The following is a 17,427-nucleotide window of genomic DNA, read 5'->3' as shown; positions in this document are numbered from 1 at the left end:
GCTTCAGGAGAAAGAACTGGCATATTTTTGTTCTATGCTGTCGGCATTACTGCATTAACTGTTCTGGCAAAGCGTGATACTAGTAAAATGCTTCAGGGAACTATATTGTCCCTTGGCGCTTTTTGCTATCTTGGTTGGCTCTGATGCAATGAACATGTCCAGTCAGCTAACACCATATTTGTTAAACCTACATTAACATTTCCCATAAATGGTCAGATTGGGGGAACCTTATGTTTGATCCTAGCTGGCAACCCTTAAACATTATTGAGCATAGAATGCCGATTGATTAGGTCGTATAATGGCAATTGTATAATGTTAGTTATTGTTAGTAGAGGAGGTCTTTCTACATGTGTTCATCCATGACGATCAAATCGCTTCAAGGTGATATTTTCTGGGGCCGAACGATGGACTATAACACGAGTTTCTTTCACGAGACACCGGCTGGCGGCGTTCCGGGGAAAATCGTGAGTCTACCGGCCGATCATTCATTGCCAGCGCAAAGTGGGACTTGGACAACTAAATATGCTGCGGTTGGTGTTGGTGTTGACCAGAGTGTCGCTTTATTTGATGGCGTAAATAGCGAAGGACTCGCTGGCGATTTGCAGGTGCTGGTTGAGTGCAGCTGGGCAAGTGCCGAATCGTTGGCGAAGCGCCATTTGAAACCGGTCAAAGGCGAAGAATTTGTCACACTGGCCTTGACGACTTGCAAAAATGTTGCCGAGGTACGGGCGCTGGCCGGTCAATATGGTTTGATTGACGAACCGCTTCAGTTTGGCGGTCAAGGTGTTAAAATTCCGCTACATTACACGTTTGTCGATCCTTCTGGCGCTGGGTTAGTGATTGAGCCAACTGATCACGGCGCCTTCAAGCTTTATGACAGTATTGGTGCCATGACGAATAGCCCGGAGTATCCTTGGCACACCACGAATTTACGCAACTATGTCAGCCTGAACGATCGCAATTATCCTGAAGGTGCCGATCTTGGTGATCATCATCTTGACCCGATTGAACTGGGAACCGGCTACGGCATGTTTGGCTTGCCAGGTGATTACACATCTCCATCGCGGTTTGTCAGAGCCATGTTTGTGTCTCGCAATCTTGATCCGTTTGAAAGCCAAGATGGCATCCGTGTGCTTTACAACGCCTTCAAAACAGTGCTAATCCCACAAGGCTTGGGTCGCGATCCGAAACGTGACATTTTGACGGATTACACCCAGTATTGGGCAGGCTATGACTTGAGCAAGCGTGCGCTTTACGTACAGGATTCGAACACACTAACCATGACCACCAAGACGCTTGATCCAGCCATTACAGAAGTGACCTACGACGACTTGGTAAAAACGGAACAGTTTAATCAACTATAAAAAATCTCCAAAAACTCATCACGAAAAGCGCCGTCAAAGGGGAATTCCTCTCTGACGGCGCTTTTTGTAGGACACACGAAGTTTATCGTAGTCGCTTTTGCCGTTTGTTTTTCTGCCATTCGGCCATGGGAATCACTTGATCCGAGTTGGCGTGACCGGCTGTCTTACCATGATCTTTTCGCGGAGACGGATTTTTGGTCAAGACTTCTTTAATCTGGTTCTGCGCCGTGTCAGCTAGGGATTTCATCTGAGTTGCCGTCCATAAATGGGTGCTGGCGGTGGATTTGATGAAGATCGCTAAAGACTGGCCCAAACCTTCCCGCTTATCCGGCGGCACGAGTTTGGTGTCGCGCAGCAATAGCAACAGCGCCGCGCCGATATCCTGGCTGGTCCATTCTTTGGGTTCGTGGCCAAACATGGCTTGAATCGTGTGGATCAGGAAAAAGATTACTGCACCAAAGAACTCTTCGTCTTGGGTGGCTTCTGGCAGGTGGTGCCAAGCTTTTGAGTCAAAAAAGACCATTAATTGGTCGACTAAGATGGACATACTTTCGGAATCGACATCAAGATCGCCAGCAGGATCAAATCCCGCATTGAGTCCGTCTGGATCATCGGCCATCGGGGAGGCGAGTTCGCCATCTTCGACTAACCCGAGTACATAGGTTGTTGTGAGCAGCGCACCCATTAACGCATCGATGAAGTCGATAATCGTCAGTTTGATGCGTTTGGTGCGAATCAGCCAAATCATCATGGCTTTGATGAGCTCCGATGCAATGGCGATAGCTTCGCTGCGGCGACGATCATTGTCGTTAACTTCTTGCAGCGTGGTTTCGAGTGCAATCGAGACCGATTCGGCAGAAAGTGTCTGAATGGTTGAGCGCAGATTCTTAAATGACGCAGCAAAGAAAGTGACCAGGATCGCGCGAACTTCTTTAGATGGTAGTTTTCCAAAATCCGGATCTTGCATCAAGGCCGCATAATCGTCGCTTTTTTGAAAATCAGACCAGTAGTGATCGATTTCCCTGCTGGCATGTCGTTGCAGTTTTTCTTGGTAATCCATGTTGCCCTCCACTTATTGTCGTTACGGGTTTGATTACCCTCAGTTTAACAGTTACTGACCCTTGCTCACATGAGAACTTGCTTTGTTTTCCAGGAGAAATTCATAGCAGCATAAGCCTTAGAATTTTGACTGTTTCGCGAGTTTCTGATGGTTATTTTCTAATTAAAGAAAACCGGTACCAAAGACAGAATACGCGTCTTTGATACCGGTTGACTGTAGATGTGGCCGATAAATAATTTTTTCCTGAACAGGTTGCTTGGGTAACGGTTTATTCGAACATTTTCTTGGTTGCTCGCATCAAGGTCTTAATGTCCTTGTCATATCGCGGTGTGTGGACGAGATGGCTCATCGGAATGCCGGTGAAGTGGTACGCTGCAATTTCGCCTGAGCGGACAGCGCTTTGTTCCGTGAAAACCATTTGGAAAGGCTGTTCGACGAATTCACCGGTGAAGGCGAGATTGGTTGAATGTGCCGGGATGACCTCAGGCCGATCGACTTTGGCGCGGTTGTTGAAAAGCGCCGAAGCATAGGGCATGTAAACTGGAATATTGTTGATGATGCTGGCCATGATGGCGTCTTGGTGATCGCGGATATTGCCAGGTCCCGGATCGACTTTTGCCAGTTGGCCGATCAGTTCAAGCGCCATTTCCTTGCCGGTCATTTTGATATATGGCTTATTCACAAACTCGCCGTAACGCCGCGGATAGAGGAAATAGCCCCAAAGTACGGTCTCATTTGGCTTTTGGATCGTGAAGTGCGGCTGATGATGCACGACAATCGACATCATCACGTCTTTTTGGCCAAGCGCCGTGATCGGTTGAGTGGATAAGAAGGAATTCAAGGCATTCCCCGGCACCTGCGTTGTGATGCGCTCGATTTCATTGAGCAGCAGGTGATTCTTGGTAGTCAAGGTAAAACTGACCCATTCGCTGGCGGCACGATCAGCAAAGAACTTGTCAGGATTGCCAAGGTTATAAAAATGTTCAGTGGCTTGTTTCCATAAGCCAGCCGCAGCACCTTGATCCATATTTTCAACAGCGGGGTGGTCAAAATCGCCTTGCGTGGCCGAATCGGTAATGGAGCCGTTGGTGAAGAAAACGGCAGTGTCATCATCAACATCGACATGCTCCGCTTTGTCGGTTTCGGTGTTCAGCATATTGAGCCCGGTAACGGTGATTTCGTCTGTCATCGCTGTGTCTTTGAATTCAAAATCCGTGACGCGGCGATTGAGGATGATCTTGCAGCCTTGATCCTTCAAGTAATTGATCAACGGCAACATGATGCTTTCGAATTGGTTGTAACGTGTCCGATTAACGCCGACCAGATGCTCAATTTGGGTGAATTCATAAATCATCATGTGCATATAACGGCGCAGCTCCTGCGCTGAACTTTCAATATGGAACGCAAAAGTCGTTTCCCACATATACCAAAAATTCGTCTGGAACATGTGCGGATCATTTTTAAAGTAATCGGCAATGCTGACGTTATCTAGCTTTTCTTCTTCAGAGTCCGGCATCATAATCAGTTTGGTCAGCAAAAGGCGATCGGTGTTATTCAGCCCTAGATGGCCAGCCTGAATGATGCCGATGCCGCCTTCCATCAACCGCGCTTTGTCAAATGTCCGATGTTGGGCATCGAATTGGCGGGTGTCTTCTTCAGCGGTCAGCCCCGGTTCGGTTGCCGAGGGAATCCGACTTAACAGATCCATCAAATCGACATAGGTTCGGTAGTTCAACATCCGTCCGCCGCGGGCCACATAGCCTTTTGTATTTTCCATGGGATGAAATTTATTCCAGTACTCATCCGCCGTATCAGCAGCGGGTGCGCCATCATTTGAGCCATGATCGTCGAGTGAATAAAACGTGATTTGATCACCCTGCCAGTGGCCTTCCTGAATCAGATAAACCGCTGCCGCCATATTGGCCAACCCCGCACCGATCATGATCGCCTTATGCTTTAACATTGCGTGTTCCTCCTAACGACTTTCAAACTTCTTGTAAGCATCTGCGTCATCTTTAAACAGTTCCATTTTGTTAGCAAAGTAGCAAGCTGTACCACCGGCAACCAAGGCAAGGCCAAGTGCCGTCCACAAAAGCTTTTTCATATAAAAACGCTTCCTTTCCGTTTATATCTATAGTATAGACATCCGAAAAAGAAGCGTCTTTAGTCAAAATGTGGCGTTTGTTCGAAAATTAAGTTTTTTTATGGTGCGTTTGCTTGTGCACGATGAACGCAATGGAACCGTTCAGCATGAGATCGGCACGTTTGATGAGGTTGTCTTCGGGTTCTTGTAGTGACTGCGATAGCCACAGCAACACCTGCCCAACAATGGCAGCACCGTAAAAGTTGCAGATATCCGCAACCATTTTGGCAGGGGTTGCCGGATCAATGTCCAACACCACGGGTTTAACCATGTCAGTAGCGGATTGGAAAAGAAATTCCTCCAGCATGTCGCGGCCAACAGAATTGAAGGCGTTGAGGCAAAACGCCTGATTCGCCAGGATGTAGTCAAGCACCAATCGATACTTGGTCTCCCAGGTTGCGGCTCCAAGATTCTTCAAAACTTTCCGGCCGATGTCGGCATCAAGCGTCCATTTGAGCAGACCGTAGATATCTTCAAAATGATAATAAAACGTGTTGCGATTCACGTGGGTTGCGGCACTTAATTCCGCAATGGTAATGCGATCCAGCGGTTTATGCTGCATGAGCCGTTTTAAGGTGGTCGCGAATTGCATTTTGGTTTGATCGGATGTGGCCATCAACATCACTCCTGTGGTTAGGAGACAAAATACCGGATTGATAACTTGAAAGCCCGCTCGTCTGCTGCGGAAGCCGACAAGCGGGAGAGGTTACTTAACTTTCAGCGGCTTTAATTGTGCTTCGATTTTATCCAGCGCGACGTTGGCTTCAAGTAACGCAGCCGCAGCATACGCGCCTTCGACAAACGCAACGTCATAGACATGCATTTGTTTGTCGCTGACCTCTTCGGCGATGTCTAGGTTCATTTTGGCACTGCCTAGGTCATAGAAAACCAGCAATTCGGAAGCCGGATTGTCGTTGATGGCTTTTTGAATGTGGTCAAGATCCGTGCCGATTTTGCCATCGCTGGTACCGCCGGCTGTGGTGATTGGCACATCTTTTGCGACTTGTTTGATCAACGTTTGAAGACCGCTGGCGATGGCTGGTACGTGGGAAACGAGCAAAATGCCCATTGCCATATAATCACTCTCCTTTGGGGGTTGGTTGTAAGCTATTGCGATAAGAGGGACTTACTGCTCATGCTCTTGCATCAAGGTACGCTTTTAACAGCTCGCCTGTAGAAGCTGCACCAGGATCAATGTGACCGACACTCTTTTCGCCGAGGTAGGAGGCGCGACCGCGTTTGGCTGTCATTGGCTTGGTAGCTTCGACCAGCTTGTCAATGGCGTCATCGGTCAACTTGTTTTGCTTGATCAAATCAGCGGCAGGTGCCCAGACGTCTAACATGGTTTTGTCACCAGGCTTGGCTTGGCCGCGCTTGGCAATGCCTTTTGCCGCCGCTTCAACGAGATCACCAAAGTCGGTATCGGTTTTGGCGAGTTTAGCCATTTCCAGAAAAGCCGTTCCATACAACGGACCACTTGCACCACCGACTTTACTGAGCATCGCCATAGCAATTGTTTTGAAATCTTGTGCCAGGTCGTCGGTTGGCGGCGTCTTTTCAAACGCTGCTTTAATGGCGTTGACGCCGCGTTCCATGTTGCTGCCGTGGTCAGAATCGCCAATGACGCGGTCAAGTTCGGTGAGGTGATCTTTTTGATCGGTAATCCGATTTTCAAAATTCGTCATCCATTTGGTTAATGTCTCAACGTTTAACATCAGTATCCCCCCAGCCTACAGTGTGTGCAGATGCATTCAGATAAGTCAGCCACTGTGCTTCGTCTAGCGCCAGCATTGTGAGCGAAACGCCAGCCATATCGAGTGATGTGACATAGTTGCCGACTTTGGTGAAGCTAACTTCGAGACCTTGGGCGTGCAATTCGTTTAAAACATCGCCCATGAAAATGTACTGTTCGGACAGTGGCGTCGCACCCATGCCGTTAACCAGCACAGCGTATTTATGTGCTTTAGGATCTTTGAATTCCACGGTGAGCTTGCCGATAAGCTGCTTGGCCAACACTTTGGAAGTCGGCAGCTTTTCCTGGCCGGTGCCGGGTTCGTTGTGAATACCAACGCCAAATTCGATTTCATCTGGCTTCAAATCAAAACCAGGCTTGCCGACTTCCGGAACTGTCGCGGCATGTAAGGCAACCGCAAACGACTTGGTATTCTTAACAACCGCATCGCCTAACTTCTTGAGTGCGTCAAGGCCCAAGCCTGCCTCGGAAGCTGCTCCGAGAATCTTTTCGACAAAAATCGTGCCGGCAACACCGCGGCGTCCTTGGGTGTAAAGTGAATCTTTGACAGCAACATCGTCATCGACAACGACTGACTCGACTTTGATATCATCGACGCTGGCAAGATCCTTGGCCATGTCAAAGTTCATGACGTCACCGGAGTAATTCTTGACGATCATGAGAACCCCTTCGCCTTGGTTAACCGCTTTGATCGCGGCGTAAATCTGGTCAGGCGTCGGCGAAGTGAAGACTTGCCCGGCCACGGCGGCATCAAGCATACCCTGGCCGACATAACCGGCATGCAGTGGCTCATGCCCTGAACCGCCGCCGGAAATCACACCGACTTTTGCATGTTGCTTAAATGCGGCATCATTGCGGACGACCGCCGTTGTTTCAGGAATCTGTTTCAAATATTGCGGATAACTGGCAGTGAGACCAGCAATCATTTCCGGGACGATATCGCCCGGGTCATTGATAATCTTCTTCATATTTGCAACTCCCTTCTAGTTATCAGTGTACCGCTTTCAGTGCTAAAAAGTCAGGTGGCCGGCGAAGAATAACAAGGGGAATCTTAATGATGGCGGCGTTTGTGGCGATCGCCTTTTGATCGTTGGTTAGAAAATAAAAACGCCTCGTTAGGCACGTTTTGGCTTAGCGAAACGAACAGGTAACGCAGCGGTTAGTCATCGAAATTAGTGACGGTTTCGATGGTGTAGTTGCCGCTATTTTTAAGTAATTTTGAAACCGGGCAGCGATTTTCGATTTCTTCGGTAAAGGCCTTGGCAGTGTCCAGGTCAACACCTTTGACCATCACTTGGGCATGAACCAGAAACTGATACTCGGCACGGGCGCCAATGAACGCTACCTTCACGCGAACCGCACCTGTATGTGGCAGGCCGTGTTCCTTTTCAACGGCTTCCAGTGTGGCTTCGAGACAAGTACTCAACGACAAACCCAAAAGCTGTTCAGGATTAGTTCCCGGATGGTCATTCATCGGACTGCTGGTTTGCACCTTGATCCCACCTGGCACATAAGCGTGACCTTCCAGTCCTTCGTCGTTAATGGCTTCGGTTGTGTACAGTGGGTGATTCCAACGTTCATCCTGCATAGTGGTTCCTCCTTGTTTCGGTAGATTTCAGTTCGTGGTCCGGCATTTGCGGTTGGGCGAGCTTTGGTACAGTTGTATCAAGATCGCTCACCAGATTAAGTATAAACGCTTACATATATTCAGTAAACTGAAATGGATAGCTACCGAATCAGAACCGTGTTACGATTTAAAAATTTTGGAAATTGATTTATAAAGGATTACGACTAAAATGACGTCATTTCCCAAGCCGAACGCTAAAGCTAAGAGCAAAAGAAAACCTCCACCAATTTGGCCATAAAGAAGACCAAGAGCTGACGAAATAAAGAAAGTTGCGAAGGCTGAAAGCCACAATTTTTGCATTTTGATTGACACCTCGGAACTAAATTAGCCGTCTTTGGCGCTGTGTATACGCACAAATTCATTGGCTTTATTTCTAACTATTTGTCACTCACATCCGGCTTCTGATAAGGTTCCGGGTCATTGGCGTGTTCAGGCAGACGTTGCTTGAAGCCAATGTCTTTGGTGATGAGCGGGTTGCCTTGCCAGATGAGGTGTTCCAGCAGCGCCATTGTGGTTTGAGCGTCACTTAAAGCGGTGTGGGAAGGCAAGTCGATACCCATCGCTTCTTTGTAGTGTTGCAATGACGGCGTGTGCTTTTTGCCGATGCCGAACGTTTTGCGGGCCAATGCGGCGACATCGAAAGCTTGGATAGGCGCGACATCAATGCCTAAGCCAGCGCGGATGGCACGCAGGTCGTTGCTGAGTGCGAATCCAACCACGAGTTCGTTCTTTAATAATTGTTCAACAGCTGTTTTGGCGAGCGGCAGTGGCTGGCCGTATTGGTTCAGCAAGTCGTCAGTGATGCCGGTGATTTTGACGGAAAAAGGCATGACATGATGACCTTCTGGCAATTGCGTGAAAATATCAAACATCTCGGCAACTTGATGGGCGCGTACCCGGACTAGACTGATTTCGGTTAGATCCAGCTGGTTGCGATCGGCCACGAATTCGGTGTCGATTACGATGTAGTCACCATGCGCCAGCCGATCGATGACGTCTTTTGGCGTTTTTAGCGGTGGTCGGTCGGAGGTGAGTTGCGTCATGGCGACCGAGTTAAGTTGCAAAGATTTTGCCGCGCGCTCGTTGGCAGATTGAACGAGGGGTGCTTCTTCGCGGGCAAACTTGGCGGCCAGTTTGGTGGTTAAGCGATCGGCCTCTTCTTGCCGTTGATGACGCAAATCGGCTAAAGTCTCATCTGCCTGCCCCAAGGAAATGCCGAAAAGCCGGGCTAGCCAACTAGCAGGAGCAGTTGGCATGGTGGTCAAGACATAGGCACCCTTGAGATCGGCCAGTGAAAAGACTACCTGACCATTTTCAAGCCAATTCTGTAATCCCATGGCGAGAAGGTGGACCCAGTCGCTGAACGGATGCATGATGATCGGCAGTTTATCCTCCGCTTTCATCTGATCCAGTTGCCGCGCTGCTTTCGAAATGGCTAAAGTGAGGGTACGGGCGAGACTTTTGCGATGATTGCCAAAATCGTGAACGAAGAACGTGATGGGAAATAGCGGACCGCGGGGGTGCAACATGTAACGCAGCCGGCCGCCTTCAGGATACCAACGAACCAGATCGAATTGCACCTGGCCGTAAATGTTGACTTGGTTAATGGTGGCAGCTTGTTGTGGCCGGTACTCACGATGCTGAAAAATCGCCGTGAGTTCATCGAGGCGAATGCGCACTGCGGCAGCATTATGCGGCTTGGCAATCGGGTCGCGCAATAATTTGTTCAACTCGCGGCGAGCCTGCCGCGGGGAACGCACTTTCCTTTTTCGATTAGTGGACCGCGTCATGTTGACCACCTCCTTTGCTTCGGGTTTGACACATACGACCAGTATACCAAGTGCTGTCGGAATTGGCATTTTTTAAAAACTGGGAAACGCCGCTGTCGGTAACGGTTTGGACATGATGGTTGGTCCGGTATGGCAATTAATTTCAGAGGTTTCCTTGTTTTTAGTAAGCAAGTATGGCATAACTGTTGTATGGATATCAAACAATCAACAGACGCAACAGCATTCAAGCAGCGAATTTTCTTTGCTTTGTCCGAACCGGGACGTTACACGATTGTACGCATGCTTTACCACGTGGGCCACGAAATGGGGTGCAATGAGTTGAACCAGCACGTGGAGATTGACAAATCAACGATGTCATATCATTTGCGCACCTTGCGTGAAATCGGCATGATTACCACGCGCACTCAGGGACGACAGAAATTTGTGACGTTAAATACCGATAAAATCGAAGCAGTTTTCCCGGGGCTACTTGAAAGGCTGTAAATAAGCACATGGTTGCTTATTTTTTAGCTCTCATTGTTTGATAAATTTAAAACTATAAAACTGATTGGAGACTTTTTGCATGAAAGAACGCAGACTCTCGCTTTTATTTTTCCTTGTTATGTTTGTCATTGGCACCGATACATTTCTGGTTTCACCATTATTACCAACACTAACCCGGTATTATGGCATTTCAACAAGTCTTTCCGGTTTGATTGTCAGTGCCTATGCGGTCGGTTACATGCTGTCGGCATTGCTGATTGGTCCGATTTCCGATCGGCATAATCGGAAACGGATTTTGGTCATTGGGTTAATTGCCTTCACTGCGGCAACTGCCGGATGTGGGTTGGCAAATACTTTTCCAATGATGCTTGTCACCCGATTCATTGCCGGCATTGCTGCTGCAACAGCTGGTCCGCAAATCTGGGCGGCGATTCCGGTTCTTTTTCCTAAGAATCAAGTTGTCAAAGTGATGGGTTACGCAACAGCTGGTTTGGCGGTTGCCCAGATTGTCGGGGTTCCGCTCGGTAGTTATTTGGCTGTTATATCGTGGCGTTTTCCCTTCTTTTTCGTCGGCACGATCGCATTGATATTGACATTGTTGGTAGCGCGGTTCATGCCCAGCCTCAATGAAGTTAGGACCGCTCAGCAAAAATCCAGCATTTACGGCCAACTTTTACGGAACAAACCGGTACTTAAGTTATTAGGTGCGTACTTATTGTTTCAAACGGCAAATTTTACCGGCTTTGCGTTCATCGGTACCTGGTTCGCGAAAAGTTTTGGACTCTCTGTGGGATCAATCGGCAGCTTTATTCTAGTGATCGGGGTCGGACAGTTTGTCGGCAGTTTGATCGGTGCCCGATTGGTGACATGGCTAGGTCAACCGCACGCGTTTCTGCTTGAGTTTCTACTATTCATCAGTGGTTATGTAGTTTTGCCATTGGCTTCGTCGGCATTAGTCGCAACGATCATCCTGGCACTGATTTACACGATTGGCGGCGCGTTGTTGCCATTGTTCATGAGCACCTTGCAGGATCAGGCACAATCAGTCCGCGGCACCATTTCGTCACTAGCCAATGCCGTGATGTACCTTGGCGAAGCAATCGGCGGCGTTGTCGGGGGTATCTTGATTAAACAGTTCACCGGTTTTTCTGGTATTGCGGTGTTTACCGCTATTGGGGTAACGCTGGCGATGTTGTTGTATGCGCGGCAAGGCTATTTTAAGCAGCTGCAAACAAGCCACTGATGATTCGCAATTTTTTGCGTAAAGGTATTGTTCCGAAAAGTAGCAAACGATATAATTGAGGTAAGAACATATGTTTGCTGCTCGGAAAGAAGATGCTATCATGCAGGAAGATTTAGGCAAGAGAATCGCACTGTTATTAGGTAGTGGCCGGTTCTTGACGATCAACGAAATCGCTAAACTGCTAAGCCAGCCAGAAGCAAGTGTCAAAAACGAGTTACTTAAGTTAGTGAGTGCTGAAAAAATCAATCAACGGCACTTCGCTGGTCGTGATTATTTTCAAACCGTTCAACCACAACCTCAGCCGAATACGCTTAGTGCCGCGGCTGAAGACTATTTGAACAGACGTCATGCGGCGCGAAAACTTGGTGATGCACGAACCTGTTACCACCACTTGGCTGGAAAAGCCGGCGTGGCCTTGTTTGAACAACTTTTAACGCAAAAACTCGTTGTTCCGACGAGTCCAAATGTGTATCAACTGACCGAAACAGGACGACAGGTTTTGACACAATATCTCGGACACCCAGTGCGCCAGAAAAAGGTACAGACCTGCATCGACTTTTCAGAGCGGCGGCTCCATTTGGCCGGTAAGTTAGGCGCCGAGTTGTTGGCAAAATTTGTAGGTGAACGTCAAATGGCCTTAACTGGCAACCGAATTGTTCGGGTTTTAAAGCCGGTCAGGCAGAAGTCATTGGCGGTGGCCTATGTCAGTTGAGCGACAACGGTGTGCATGGGGTGAATCTGGCAACGCCTTGATGCAGCAATACCATGACGAAGAGTGGGGTAGACCTAGCCATGACAGCCGCCATTTATTTGAATTGTTGTCACTGGAAATCATGCAGGCGGGCTTGAGTTGGCAGACCGTTTTGAATAAGCGCTCAGCATTCAAAGCGGCTTTTGCGGATTTCGACTATCGCCAGGTACAACAGATGCTGCCCCAAATCCCCGTACTCTTACAAAATACGCAAATCATCCGAAATCGCCTGAAAGTGACGGCAATCATCAACAATGCCAAGGCGATTGCAAAGCTGGCTGACAAAGGCGAGGACTTTGATCATTATATCTGGGCATTTGTCAACAATCAGCCGATTCAGCACCACATTACCAATCATGCGGAAGTGCCCAACACAACCGACTTAGCCAAGCGCATGAGCAAGCAAATGAAAAAGGACGGTTTTAGTTTTACCGGCCCAGTCGTCGTCTATTCATTTATGCAGGCAGCGGGGCTTGTTAACGACCATGAAACCAGTTGCTTTGTTTATCAGTTGCTGGTGAAGTAATTTTATTAATCTTGTGCTCGCAAAAACAGCCGTACCCAGACTTGAACTTAGTCTTGGATATGGCTGTTTGTTTTAGATTTTGGAGATTAATTATCTACGTCACTGTGCAAATCCGTCATCAAATCATCAATTGTTCTAAAACTTTTAGTTCGTCCAGCTTTGACATCCGCTTCTGCCGTTTGAAGCTGGCCTTCAAAGATTAGCTCAGGAGTGAAAGGCAGTTCGCCAGTGTCACCAATGTGTTTCAAATAGATATGAATTGCAGAGGTCAGGTCTAATCCCATATTGCTAAGAACGCGAAGGGCACGCTCTTTAGTTCTCAAGTCAATTTGAACGTTAATGCGCGATTTTGCTGCCATAAGAGTCAACCCCTTTATGCTTTTGCCGCTTTATTATGACGCAAAATCGGCAATATTGTCATCCAATATGAACCAGAAAGCATCGAGAAACTTTCGGCATAACGCGTTCGCCAGCGCAGAAGTCTGCGTGTAAGGACCTTGTTCGCAATGGCCTAAGCCCGGGCCATCGCGAACAAGGCCGCTTACACTCCGACTTCTAAGCGCGCTGGCTCACGCTCACATTAAAAAGCCCACCCGCAGCAACTGCGAGTGGACCCATTAAACGTAAAAGCGTTTAAATTAAAGTGCTTCAGGAACCATCTTGACAGGCTTGTTGCCAATCCAGCCGGTGATTTCCTTGAAGGTGTCAGTAATAGCATCGGTGCCTGGCTTGAGCATCTTACGAGGGTCAAAGCCCTTGCCTTGTTGATCCTTGCCAGCTTCGATGTATTCACGAGTTGCTTTAGCAAAGGCAAGTTGGCATTCGGTGTTGATGTTCAACTTGGAAATACCCATGGTGATCGCCTTTTGAACTTGTTCTTGAGGAATACCGGAACCACCGTGAAGAACGAGTGGCATCTTAACGGCGTCATTCAATTCTTGTAAGCGGTCGAAATGCAGGCCTTTCCAGTTGTCTGGATATTGGCCGTGGATGTTACCAATGCCGGCTGCCAGGAAGTCGATTCCGGTAGCTGCTAAAGTCTTGGCTTCTTCAACGTCAGCCAATTCACCTTCACCGATAACACCGTCTTCTTCACCGCCGATAGAACCAACTTCGGCTTCAACGGAAATACCCTTGGCGTGGGCCAGCTTAACGATTTCCTTGGTCTTTTCCAAGTTATCTTCAAAGTCGAGGTCGTGGCCGTCGAACATCACGGAGTTGTAGCCGGCAGCAATAGCTTCCTTAGCAGCTTCGTAATTACCGTGGTCTAAGTGGATAACAACCGGAACAGTGATGCCCATGGCTTTAACCGTTGCTTCGATCATGGTTTGGCAAAATTCATAGCCGCCCATGTACTTAGCAGCACCCATGGAAGTTTGGATGATAACCGGAACGTTTAATTCTTGAGCACCGGCGAGAATGGCACGCGTCCATTCCAAATTGTTGGTGTTGAAGGCACCGATACAGTAGTGACCCTTATGTGCAGCTTTTACAAGCTCTGCAGCGTTAACTAATGGCATGTAGATATCCTCCTACGAAATATACAATTCACAACCGTTGTATTCTACCATAGATCGCAAGAGAAAAGAGCGAGAAAATGATGAGAAACTGACAGGTTGCGTGACGGTTTTTGCTTGAAACGGTCATAAATTTCCTCTGCGAATAATGAAAGACTTCTCATTATTCGTGCTAGGGACGTTTACAATACGTATCGAGTTTCACAAGCGGCTTCAAAATTTTCACGAGCATATCCGCTTTGTTGCAGTGGTTCGTGAACAGTTTGTTTCTGACTAACGCAAAAAAGATTAAAATTTCACAAATGTATAAGCATCGATAAAATGATATTTTGCTTAGAAAGATTGACCATAGAAATCAAAGCACTAAGGTTGAATTAGTAACACATTGGGAACAATTGAGTTGTTTACACGAAAAAATGGACGAAAGAGGAGACTTTTGATATGGCAACAAAAGCATCAGATCAGTTAGTCAGCGTTTTGATGGATTGGCAAGTGAAGCATGTTTTTGGCCTGCCGGGTGATTCGATCGATACAACGGTCGATGCATTACGCCGTCATCAAGACAAGATCAAGTTCGTTCAGGTTCGGCACGAAGAGGTTGCCGCGTTGGCCGCTTCAGCCACGGCAAAGCTGACAGGTGGTTTGGGCGTTTGCTTGTCCATTGGCGGGCCGGGTGCGATCCACCTTTTGAATGGTTTATATGATGCCAAAATGGATCACGCCCCGGTTTTGGCGCTGTTGGGGCAGGTAACCACCAGCAACTTGAATGAGGGCTTTTTCCAGGAAGTCAATACGCCTAAGTTGTTTGATGACGTAGCGGTTTACAATAAAACGGTCATGGCTTCGGATAATTTAGGCCAGATTGTCGATACTGCGATTCGAACCGCGTTTACAGAAAAAGGTGTAGCGGTTTTGACGATTCCGGACGACTTGCCGGATCAAAAGGAAACTACGAGTTATCGCGACAGTGCTGCGGCCTTCGCGTTGAACGTGCCAGAAGTTGATCCTAAGCAACTGGATGATGTGGCTTCGCTGTTGCAGAAGTCGCAGAAGCCATTAGCATTGATCGGCCGTGGTGCGGAACATGCCGGTGAACAGGTTCAAAAATTCGTTGAAGCCAACCACATTCCATTTATTCAAACGATGCCGGCAAAGGGAACGGTTGCCGATGATCATCCTAATAGTCTGGGAAATGTCGGTAAGCTCGGCACCAAGCCAGCTTATGAAGCGATGAAGGCAACGGATTTGCTGTTCATGATCGGTACCAACTATCCGTACACACCTTACTTGCCCGATGAAGGACAGGCAAAATGTGTGCAGATCGATACGCAGCCAGAAAATTTGGGCAAGCGGTACTCAGTTGATGTGGCCGTCGACGGAGATGCCGAGGCCTTTTTGACCGAGCTGAATGCTAAGGGGTCGTTGCGCGATGACGATCGCTTCCTGAAAGCTTGCCAGAAGAATATGGAAAGCTGGGAGAAGTGGATGGCTGAGAAGCGCCTGTTGACCACGAATCCGGCTTCACCGGAAGCGGTTCTTGCAACGATTGATCAGACGGCACCAAAAGATGCGGTTTACTCGATTGATGTCGGCACCTCAACGTCATGGGCTGCACGGTTTCTGAATGTTCAACCAACACAGAAGTACACGATTTCGGCTTGGCTGGGAACCATGGGCTGCGGCTTGCCAGGGGCGATTGCCGGTGCCGAAGCCTTTCCGAAGCGCCAAAATATCAGCGTGGTCGGTGATGGTGCCTTTGCCATGGTCATGCAAGATTTCGTCACCGCGGTTAAGTACAAGCTGCCGATCATCATAGTCATTTTGAATAACCAGAAGTTGGCCTTCATCGAATATGAACAGCAAAGTGCCGGTCAGCTGAATTACGAAATTGATTTGGCGGACATGGATTACGCTAAAGTTGCCGAAGCCGCGGGTGGCATCGGCTACACCGCCCACAGCAACGACGAGTTCAAGGAAGCATTGATGAAAGCCTATCAGGAAACGGACAAGCCCGTCCTGATCAACACCTACGTCCAAGACGATGCCCCGCTGCCAGGTAAAATTGTTGGCGAGGAAGCGAAGGGTTACATGAAGTATGGCTCCCAGTATCTTGAAAATTACTGGAAGATTCCATCCATGCCACCGTTGAAGGACATTATGCGGCAGTTCTTCTAAAAAGGATGCTCGCTGTAAGAGTTAGTTGAGATATAAAAAATCGCGCTTAGAAACTTTTCTAAGCGCGATTTTTTCGACTTGACTTTATATTTGTTAAAGCGATCCGAGCCAGTCTGCCATTTCCCGATGCCATGCTTTACGCGCTTCAGTACCTGACGACATGTTGTTTAACGTGATGTGAACTAACTGTTTCTCGAACGAAACGTCAAAGTAAGCCCAGTAACCAAAGACATGACCGTTGTGAGCCAACCACCCCCGCGTTTTGGATTTCATCCAGCCCATACCGTAAAAATCGTGCGTGAATGTCAAAGCCTCAACCCAAGCTGAATCAGGCAAAACTTGCCGACGCAGGGTTGCTTGTGCCCAGGTGGCCAAATCGGCCAGTGAACTGACTACCCCGCCGTCGCCGCCGTTGTAATCGCCGCGGCCTAAAGCTACTGGTTTGCCGTGGGTGAAGTCAAGATCATCGTAACTATTCGCTTCCGAAAATTTGGTACCTAAACGGGTTTTCGTCATCCCCAACGGTTGAAAAAAGTGTTGTTGTAAGTAATCACCCAGCGGCATCTCTGCGACCTCAGCAATGATGTGGCCAAGTAAGAAATAATTGCTATTTGAGTAAGCGCCTTTTTCATCCGGTGCAAAATCAAGCGGATGTTGGTTCAATAGGTCAACAACCTTCTGGAAGGCATCACCGTGATTCAGATCTTTTAGCAATGGATAACTCAAATGGGATTCACTGGCGTTCGGGATCTTTTTGGCATAATCGACTAAAAGTAGTTCAGTGTAGTCGGGAATGCCACTTGCCATGTGCAGCATTTGGCGCAAGGTGATCTGCGTGGCGTATCGATATTCTGGTAGGTAGTCCGACAACGGCGCGTCAATATTCAGCGCGCCGGCCGCGTTCAACAATAACACACTGTCGGCCGTAAACTGCTTGCTTAATGATCCCAAGCCGCTTGTCGTATTGAGTGTGAACGGCACCTGTTTCGCAAAAT

Annotated in this window: 18 protein-coding genes; 6 read left to right on the top strand and 12 right to left on the bottom strand. The window is 48.2% G+C overall.

Translation table 11 applies throughout. The features are described from left to right. Positions 1 to 347: 347 nt before the first annotated feature. Positions 348 to 1,364, top strand: a complete 1,017-nt coding sequence (locus BVJ53_RS13720; protein WP_129302892.1) for a linear amide C-N hydrolase — start codon at positions 348 to 350, stop codon at positions 1,362 to 1,364. 82 nt (positions 1,365 to 1,446) lie between these two features. Here BVJ53_RS13720 and BVJ53_RS13715 read toward each other — a convergent pair whose 3' ends face one another. The 9 genes from BVJ53_RS13715 to BVJ53_RS13670 form a co-directional block, all read right to left on the bottom strand. Then, positions 1,447 to 2,424, bottom strand: coding sequence for a hypothetical protein (locus BVJ53_RS13715; protein ID WP_129302891.1), 978 nt, complete (start codon positions 2,422 to 2,424; stop codon positions 1,447 to 1,449). A 268-nt stretch (positions 2,425 to 2,692) separates the two neighbouring features. Then, entirely contained in the window at positions 2,693 to 4,387 is a 1,695-nt protein-coding gene (locus BVJ53_RS13710) for an oleate hydratase (protein ID WP_129302890.1), read from the bottom strand. Between the two features lie 12 nt (positions 4,388 to 4,399). After that, entirely contained in the window at positions 4,400 to 4,528 is a 129-nt protein-coding gene (locus tag BVJ53_RS15480) for a hypothetical protein (protein WP_129302889.1), read from the bottom strand. An 88-nt stretch (positions 4,529 to 4,616) separates the two neighbouring features. Beyond that, positions 4,617 to 5,183 (bottom strand): TetR/AcrR family transcriptional regulator C-terminal domain-containing protein, encoded by a 567-nt coding sequence (locus BVJ53_RS13700; protein WP_129302888.1) that lies wholly within the window; start codon positions 5,181 to 5,183, stop codon positions 4,617 to 4,619. A 90-nt stretch (positions 5,184 to 5,273) separates the two neighbouring features. Further along, complete coding sequence (dhaM, locus tag BVJ53_RS13695; protein WP_129302887.1) at positions 5,274 to 5,642, bottom strand: dihydroxyacetone kinase phosphoryl donor subunit DhaM; 369 nt, start codon at positions 5,640 to 5,642, stop codon at positions 5,274 to 5,276. A gap of 58 nt (positions 5,643 to 5,700) precedes the next feature. Continuing rightward, positions 5,701 to 6,282 (bottom strand): dihydroxyacetone kinase subunit DhaL, encoded by a 582-nt coding sequence (gene dhaL / locus BVJ53_RS13690; protein WP_129302886.1) that lies wholly within the window; start codon positions 6,280 to 6,282, stop codon positions 5,701 to 5,703. Then, positions 6,269 to 7,288: a dihydroxyacetone kinase subunit DhaK gene (dhaK, locus tag BVJ53_RS13685; protein WP_129302885.1), complete on the bottom strand. Its 1,020-nt coding sequence runs from the start codon at positions 7,286 to 7,288 to the stop codon at positions 6,269 to 6,271. The genes dhaL and dhaK overlap by 14 nt, the downstream gene beginning before the upstream one ends. Positions 7,289 to 7,479: 191 nt before the next feature. Beyond that, positions 7,480 to 7,908: an OsmC family protein gene (locus BVJ53_RS13680; RefSeq protein WP_129302884.1), complete on the bottom strand. Its 429-nt coding sequence runs from the start codon at positions 7,906 to 7,908 to the stop codon at positions 7,480 to 7,482. A gap of 416 nt (positions 7,909 to 8,324) precedes the next feature. Continuing rightward, positions 8,325 to 9,737: a 3'-5' exonuclease gene (locus BVJ53_RS13670; protein ID WP_129302882.1), complete on the bottom strand. Its 1,413-nt coding sequence runs from the start codon at positions 9,735 to 9,737 to the stop codon at positions 8,325 to 8,327. Positions 9,738 to 9,926: 189 nt separating this feature from the next. Here BVJ53_RS13670 and BVJ53_RS13665 point away from each other — a divergent pair, with 189 nt between their 5' ends. From BVJ53_RS13665 to BVJ53_RS13650, 4 genes are all read left to right on the top strand, one after another. Next, a complete protein-coding gene (locus tag BVJ53_RS13665) occupies positions 9,927 to 10,220 on the top strand; it encodes an ArsR/SmtB family transcription factor (protein WP_129302881.1) in 294 nt (97 codons plus the stop codon). A gap of 79 nt (positions 10,221 to 10,299) precedes the next feature. After that, positions 10,300 to 11,463, top strand: coding sequence for an MFS transporter (locus BVJ53_RS13660; RefSeq protein WP_129302880.1), 1,164 nt, complete (start codon positions 10,300 to 10,302; stop codon positions 11,461 to 11,463). A gap of 100 nt (positions 11,464 to 11,563) precedes the next feature. Beyond that, positions 11,564 to 12,175 (top strand): transcriptional regulator, encoded by a 612-nt coding sequence (locus tag BVJ53_RS13655; protein ID WP_167470214.1) that lies wholly within the window; start codon positions 11,564 to 11,566, stop codon positions 12,173 to 12,175. Next, on the top strand, positions 12,165 to 12,740 hold the full coding sequence (locus tag BVJ53_RS13650) for a DNA-3-methyladenine glycosylase I (RefSeq protein ID WP_129302878.1): 576 nt from the start codon (positions 12,165 to 12,167) through the stop codon (positions 12,738 to 12,740). Before BVJ53_RS13655 ends, BVJ53_RS13650 begins: the two co-directional genes overlap by 11 nt. A gap of 86 nt (positions 12,741 to 12,826) precedes the next feature. Here BVJ53_RS13650 and BVJ53_RS13645 read toward each other — a convergent pair whose 3' ends face one another. Together BVJ53_RS13645 and fba are read right to left on the bottom strand one after the other, a co-directional pair. Beyond that, positions 12,827 to 13,099, bottom strand: a complete 273-nt coding sequence (locus BVJ53_RS13645) for a type II toxin-antitoxin system RelB/DinJ family antitoxin (protein WP_129302877.1) — start codon at positions 13,097 to 13,099, stop codon at positions 12,827 to 12,829. 279 nt (positions 13,100 to 13,378) lie between these two features. Then, positions 13,379 to 14,260 carry a class II fructose-1,6-bisphosphate aldolase gene (gene fba / locus BVJ53_RS13635; RefSeq protein WP_129302876.1) on the bottom strand — a complete coding sequence of 294 codons (882 nt, stop codon included), beginning with the start codon at positions 14,258 to 14,260 and terminating at the stop codon, positions 13,379 to 13,381. A gap of 438 nt (positions 14,261 to 14,698) precedes the next feature. Here fba and BVJ53_RS13630 point away from each other — a divergent pair, with 438 nt between their 5' ends. Further along, on the top strand, positions 14,699 to 16,432 hold the full coding sequence (locus BVJ53_RS13630) for a pyruvate oxidase (RefSeq protein ID WP_129302875.1): 1,734 nt from the start codon (positions 14,699 to 14,701) through the stop codon (positions 16,430 to 16,432). 93 nt (positions 16,433 to 16,525) lie between these two features. On the opposite strand, the gene BVJ53_RS13625 is transcribed toward BVJ53_RS13630, so the two are convergent. Continuing rightward, positions 16,526 to 17,427: serine hydrolase domain-containing protein (locus tag BVJ53_RS13625; RefSeq protein ID WP_137295992.1), on the bottom strand; the 902-nt coding region annotated here is incomplete at its 5' end.

Source organism: Lacticaseibacillus chiayiensis, assembly GCF_004123795.1.
GTDB classification, from domain to species: domain Bacteria; phylum Bacillota; class Bacilli; order Lactobacillales; family Lactobacillaceae; genus Lacticaseibacillus; species Lacticaseibacillus chiayiensis.
The sequence above is the reverse complement of the archived record's forward strand: the minus strand, read 5'-3'. Positions and strand labels throughout refer to the sequence as shown.

Bases quoted from the DNA above. Each gene is read 5' to 3' on its own strand.
- BVJ53_RS13720 (WP_129302892.1), top strand. From the start codon at position 348: ATGTGTTCATCCATGACGATCAAATCGCTTCAAGGTGATATTTTCTGG.
- BVJ53_RS13715 (WP_129302891.1), bottom strand. From the start codon at position 2,424: ATGGATTACCAAGAAAAACTGCAACGACATGCCAGCAGGGAAATCGAT.
- BVJ53_RS13710 (WP_129302890.1), bottom strand. From the start codon at position 4,387: ATGTTAAAGCATAAGGCGATCATGATCGGTGCGGGGTTGGCCAATATG.
- BVJ53_RS15480 (WP_129302889.1), bottom strand. From the start codon at position 4,528: ATGAAAAAGCTTTTGTGGACGGCACTTGGCCTTGCCTTGGTTGCCGGT.
- BVJ53_RS13700 (WP_129302888.1), bottom strand. From the start codon at position 5,183: ATGGCCACATCCGATCAAACCAAAATGCAATTCGCGACCACCTTAAAA.
- dhaM (WP_129302887.1), bottom strand. From the start codon at position 5,642: ATGGCAATGGGCATTTTGCTCGTTTCCCACGTACCAGCCATCGCCAGC.
- dhaL (WP_129302886.1), bottom strand. From the start codon at position 6,282: ATGTTAAACGTTGAGACATTAACCAAATGGATGACGAATTTTGAAAAT.
- dhaK (WP_129302885.1), bottom strand. From the start codon at position 7,288: ATGAAGAAGATTATCAATGACCCGGGCGATATCGTCCCGGAAATGATT.
- BVJ53_RS13680 (WP_129302884.1), bottom strand. From the start codon at position 7,908: ATGCAGGATGAACGTTGGAATCACCCACTGTACACAACCGAAGCCATT.
- BVJ53_RS13670 (WP_129302882.1), bottom strand. From the start codon at position 9,737: ATGACGCGGTCCACTAATCGAAAAAGGAAAGTGCGTTCCCCGCGGCAG.
- BVJ53_RS13665 (WP_129302881.1), top strand. From the start codon at position 9,927: ATGGATATCAAACAATCAACAGACGCAACAGCATTCAAGCAGCGAATT.
- BVJ53_RS13660 (WP_129302880.1), top strand. From the start codon at position 10,300: ATGAAAGAACGCAGACTCTCGCTTTTATTTTTCCTTGTTATGTTTGTC.
- BVJ53_RS13655 (WP_167470214.1), top strand. From the start codon at position 11,564: ATGCAGGAAGATTTAGGCAAGAGAATCGCACTGTTATTAGGTAGTGGC.
- BVJ53_RS13650 (WP_129302878.1), top strand. From the start codon at position 12,165: ATGTCAGTTGAGCGACAACGGTGTGCATGGGGTGAATCTGGCAACGCC.
- BVJ53_RS13645 (WP_129302877.1), bottom strand. From the start codon at position 13,099: ATGGCAGCAAAATCGCGCATTAACGTTCAAATTGACTTGAGAACTAAA.
- fba (WP_129302876.1), bottom strand. From the start codon at position 14,260: ATGCCATTAGTTAACGCTGCAGAGCTTGTAAAAGCTGCACATAAGGGT.
- BVJ53_RS13630 (WP_129302875.1), top strand. From the start codon at position 14,699: ATGGCAACAAAAGCATCAGATCAGTTAGTCAGCGTTTTGATGGATTGG.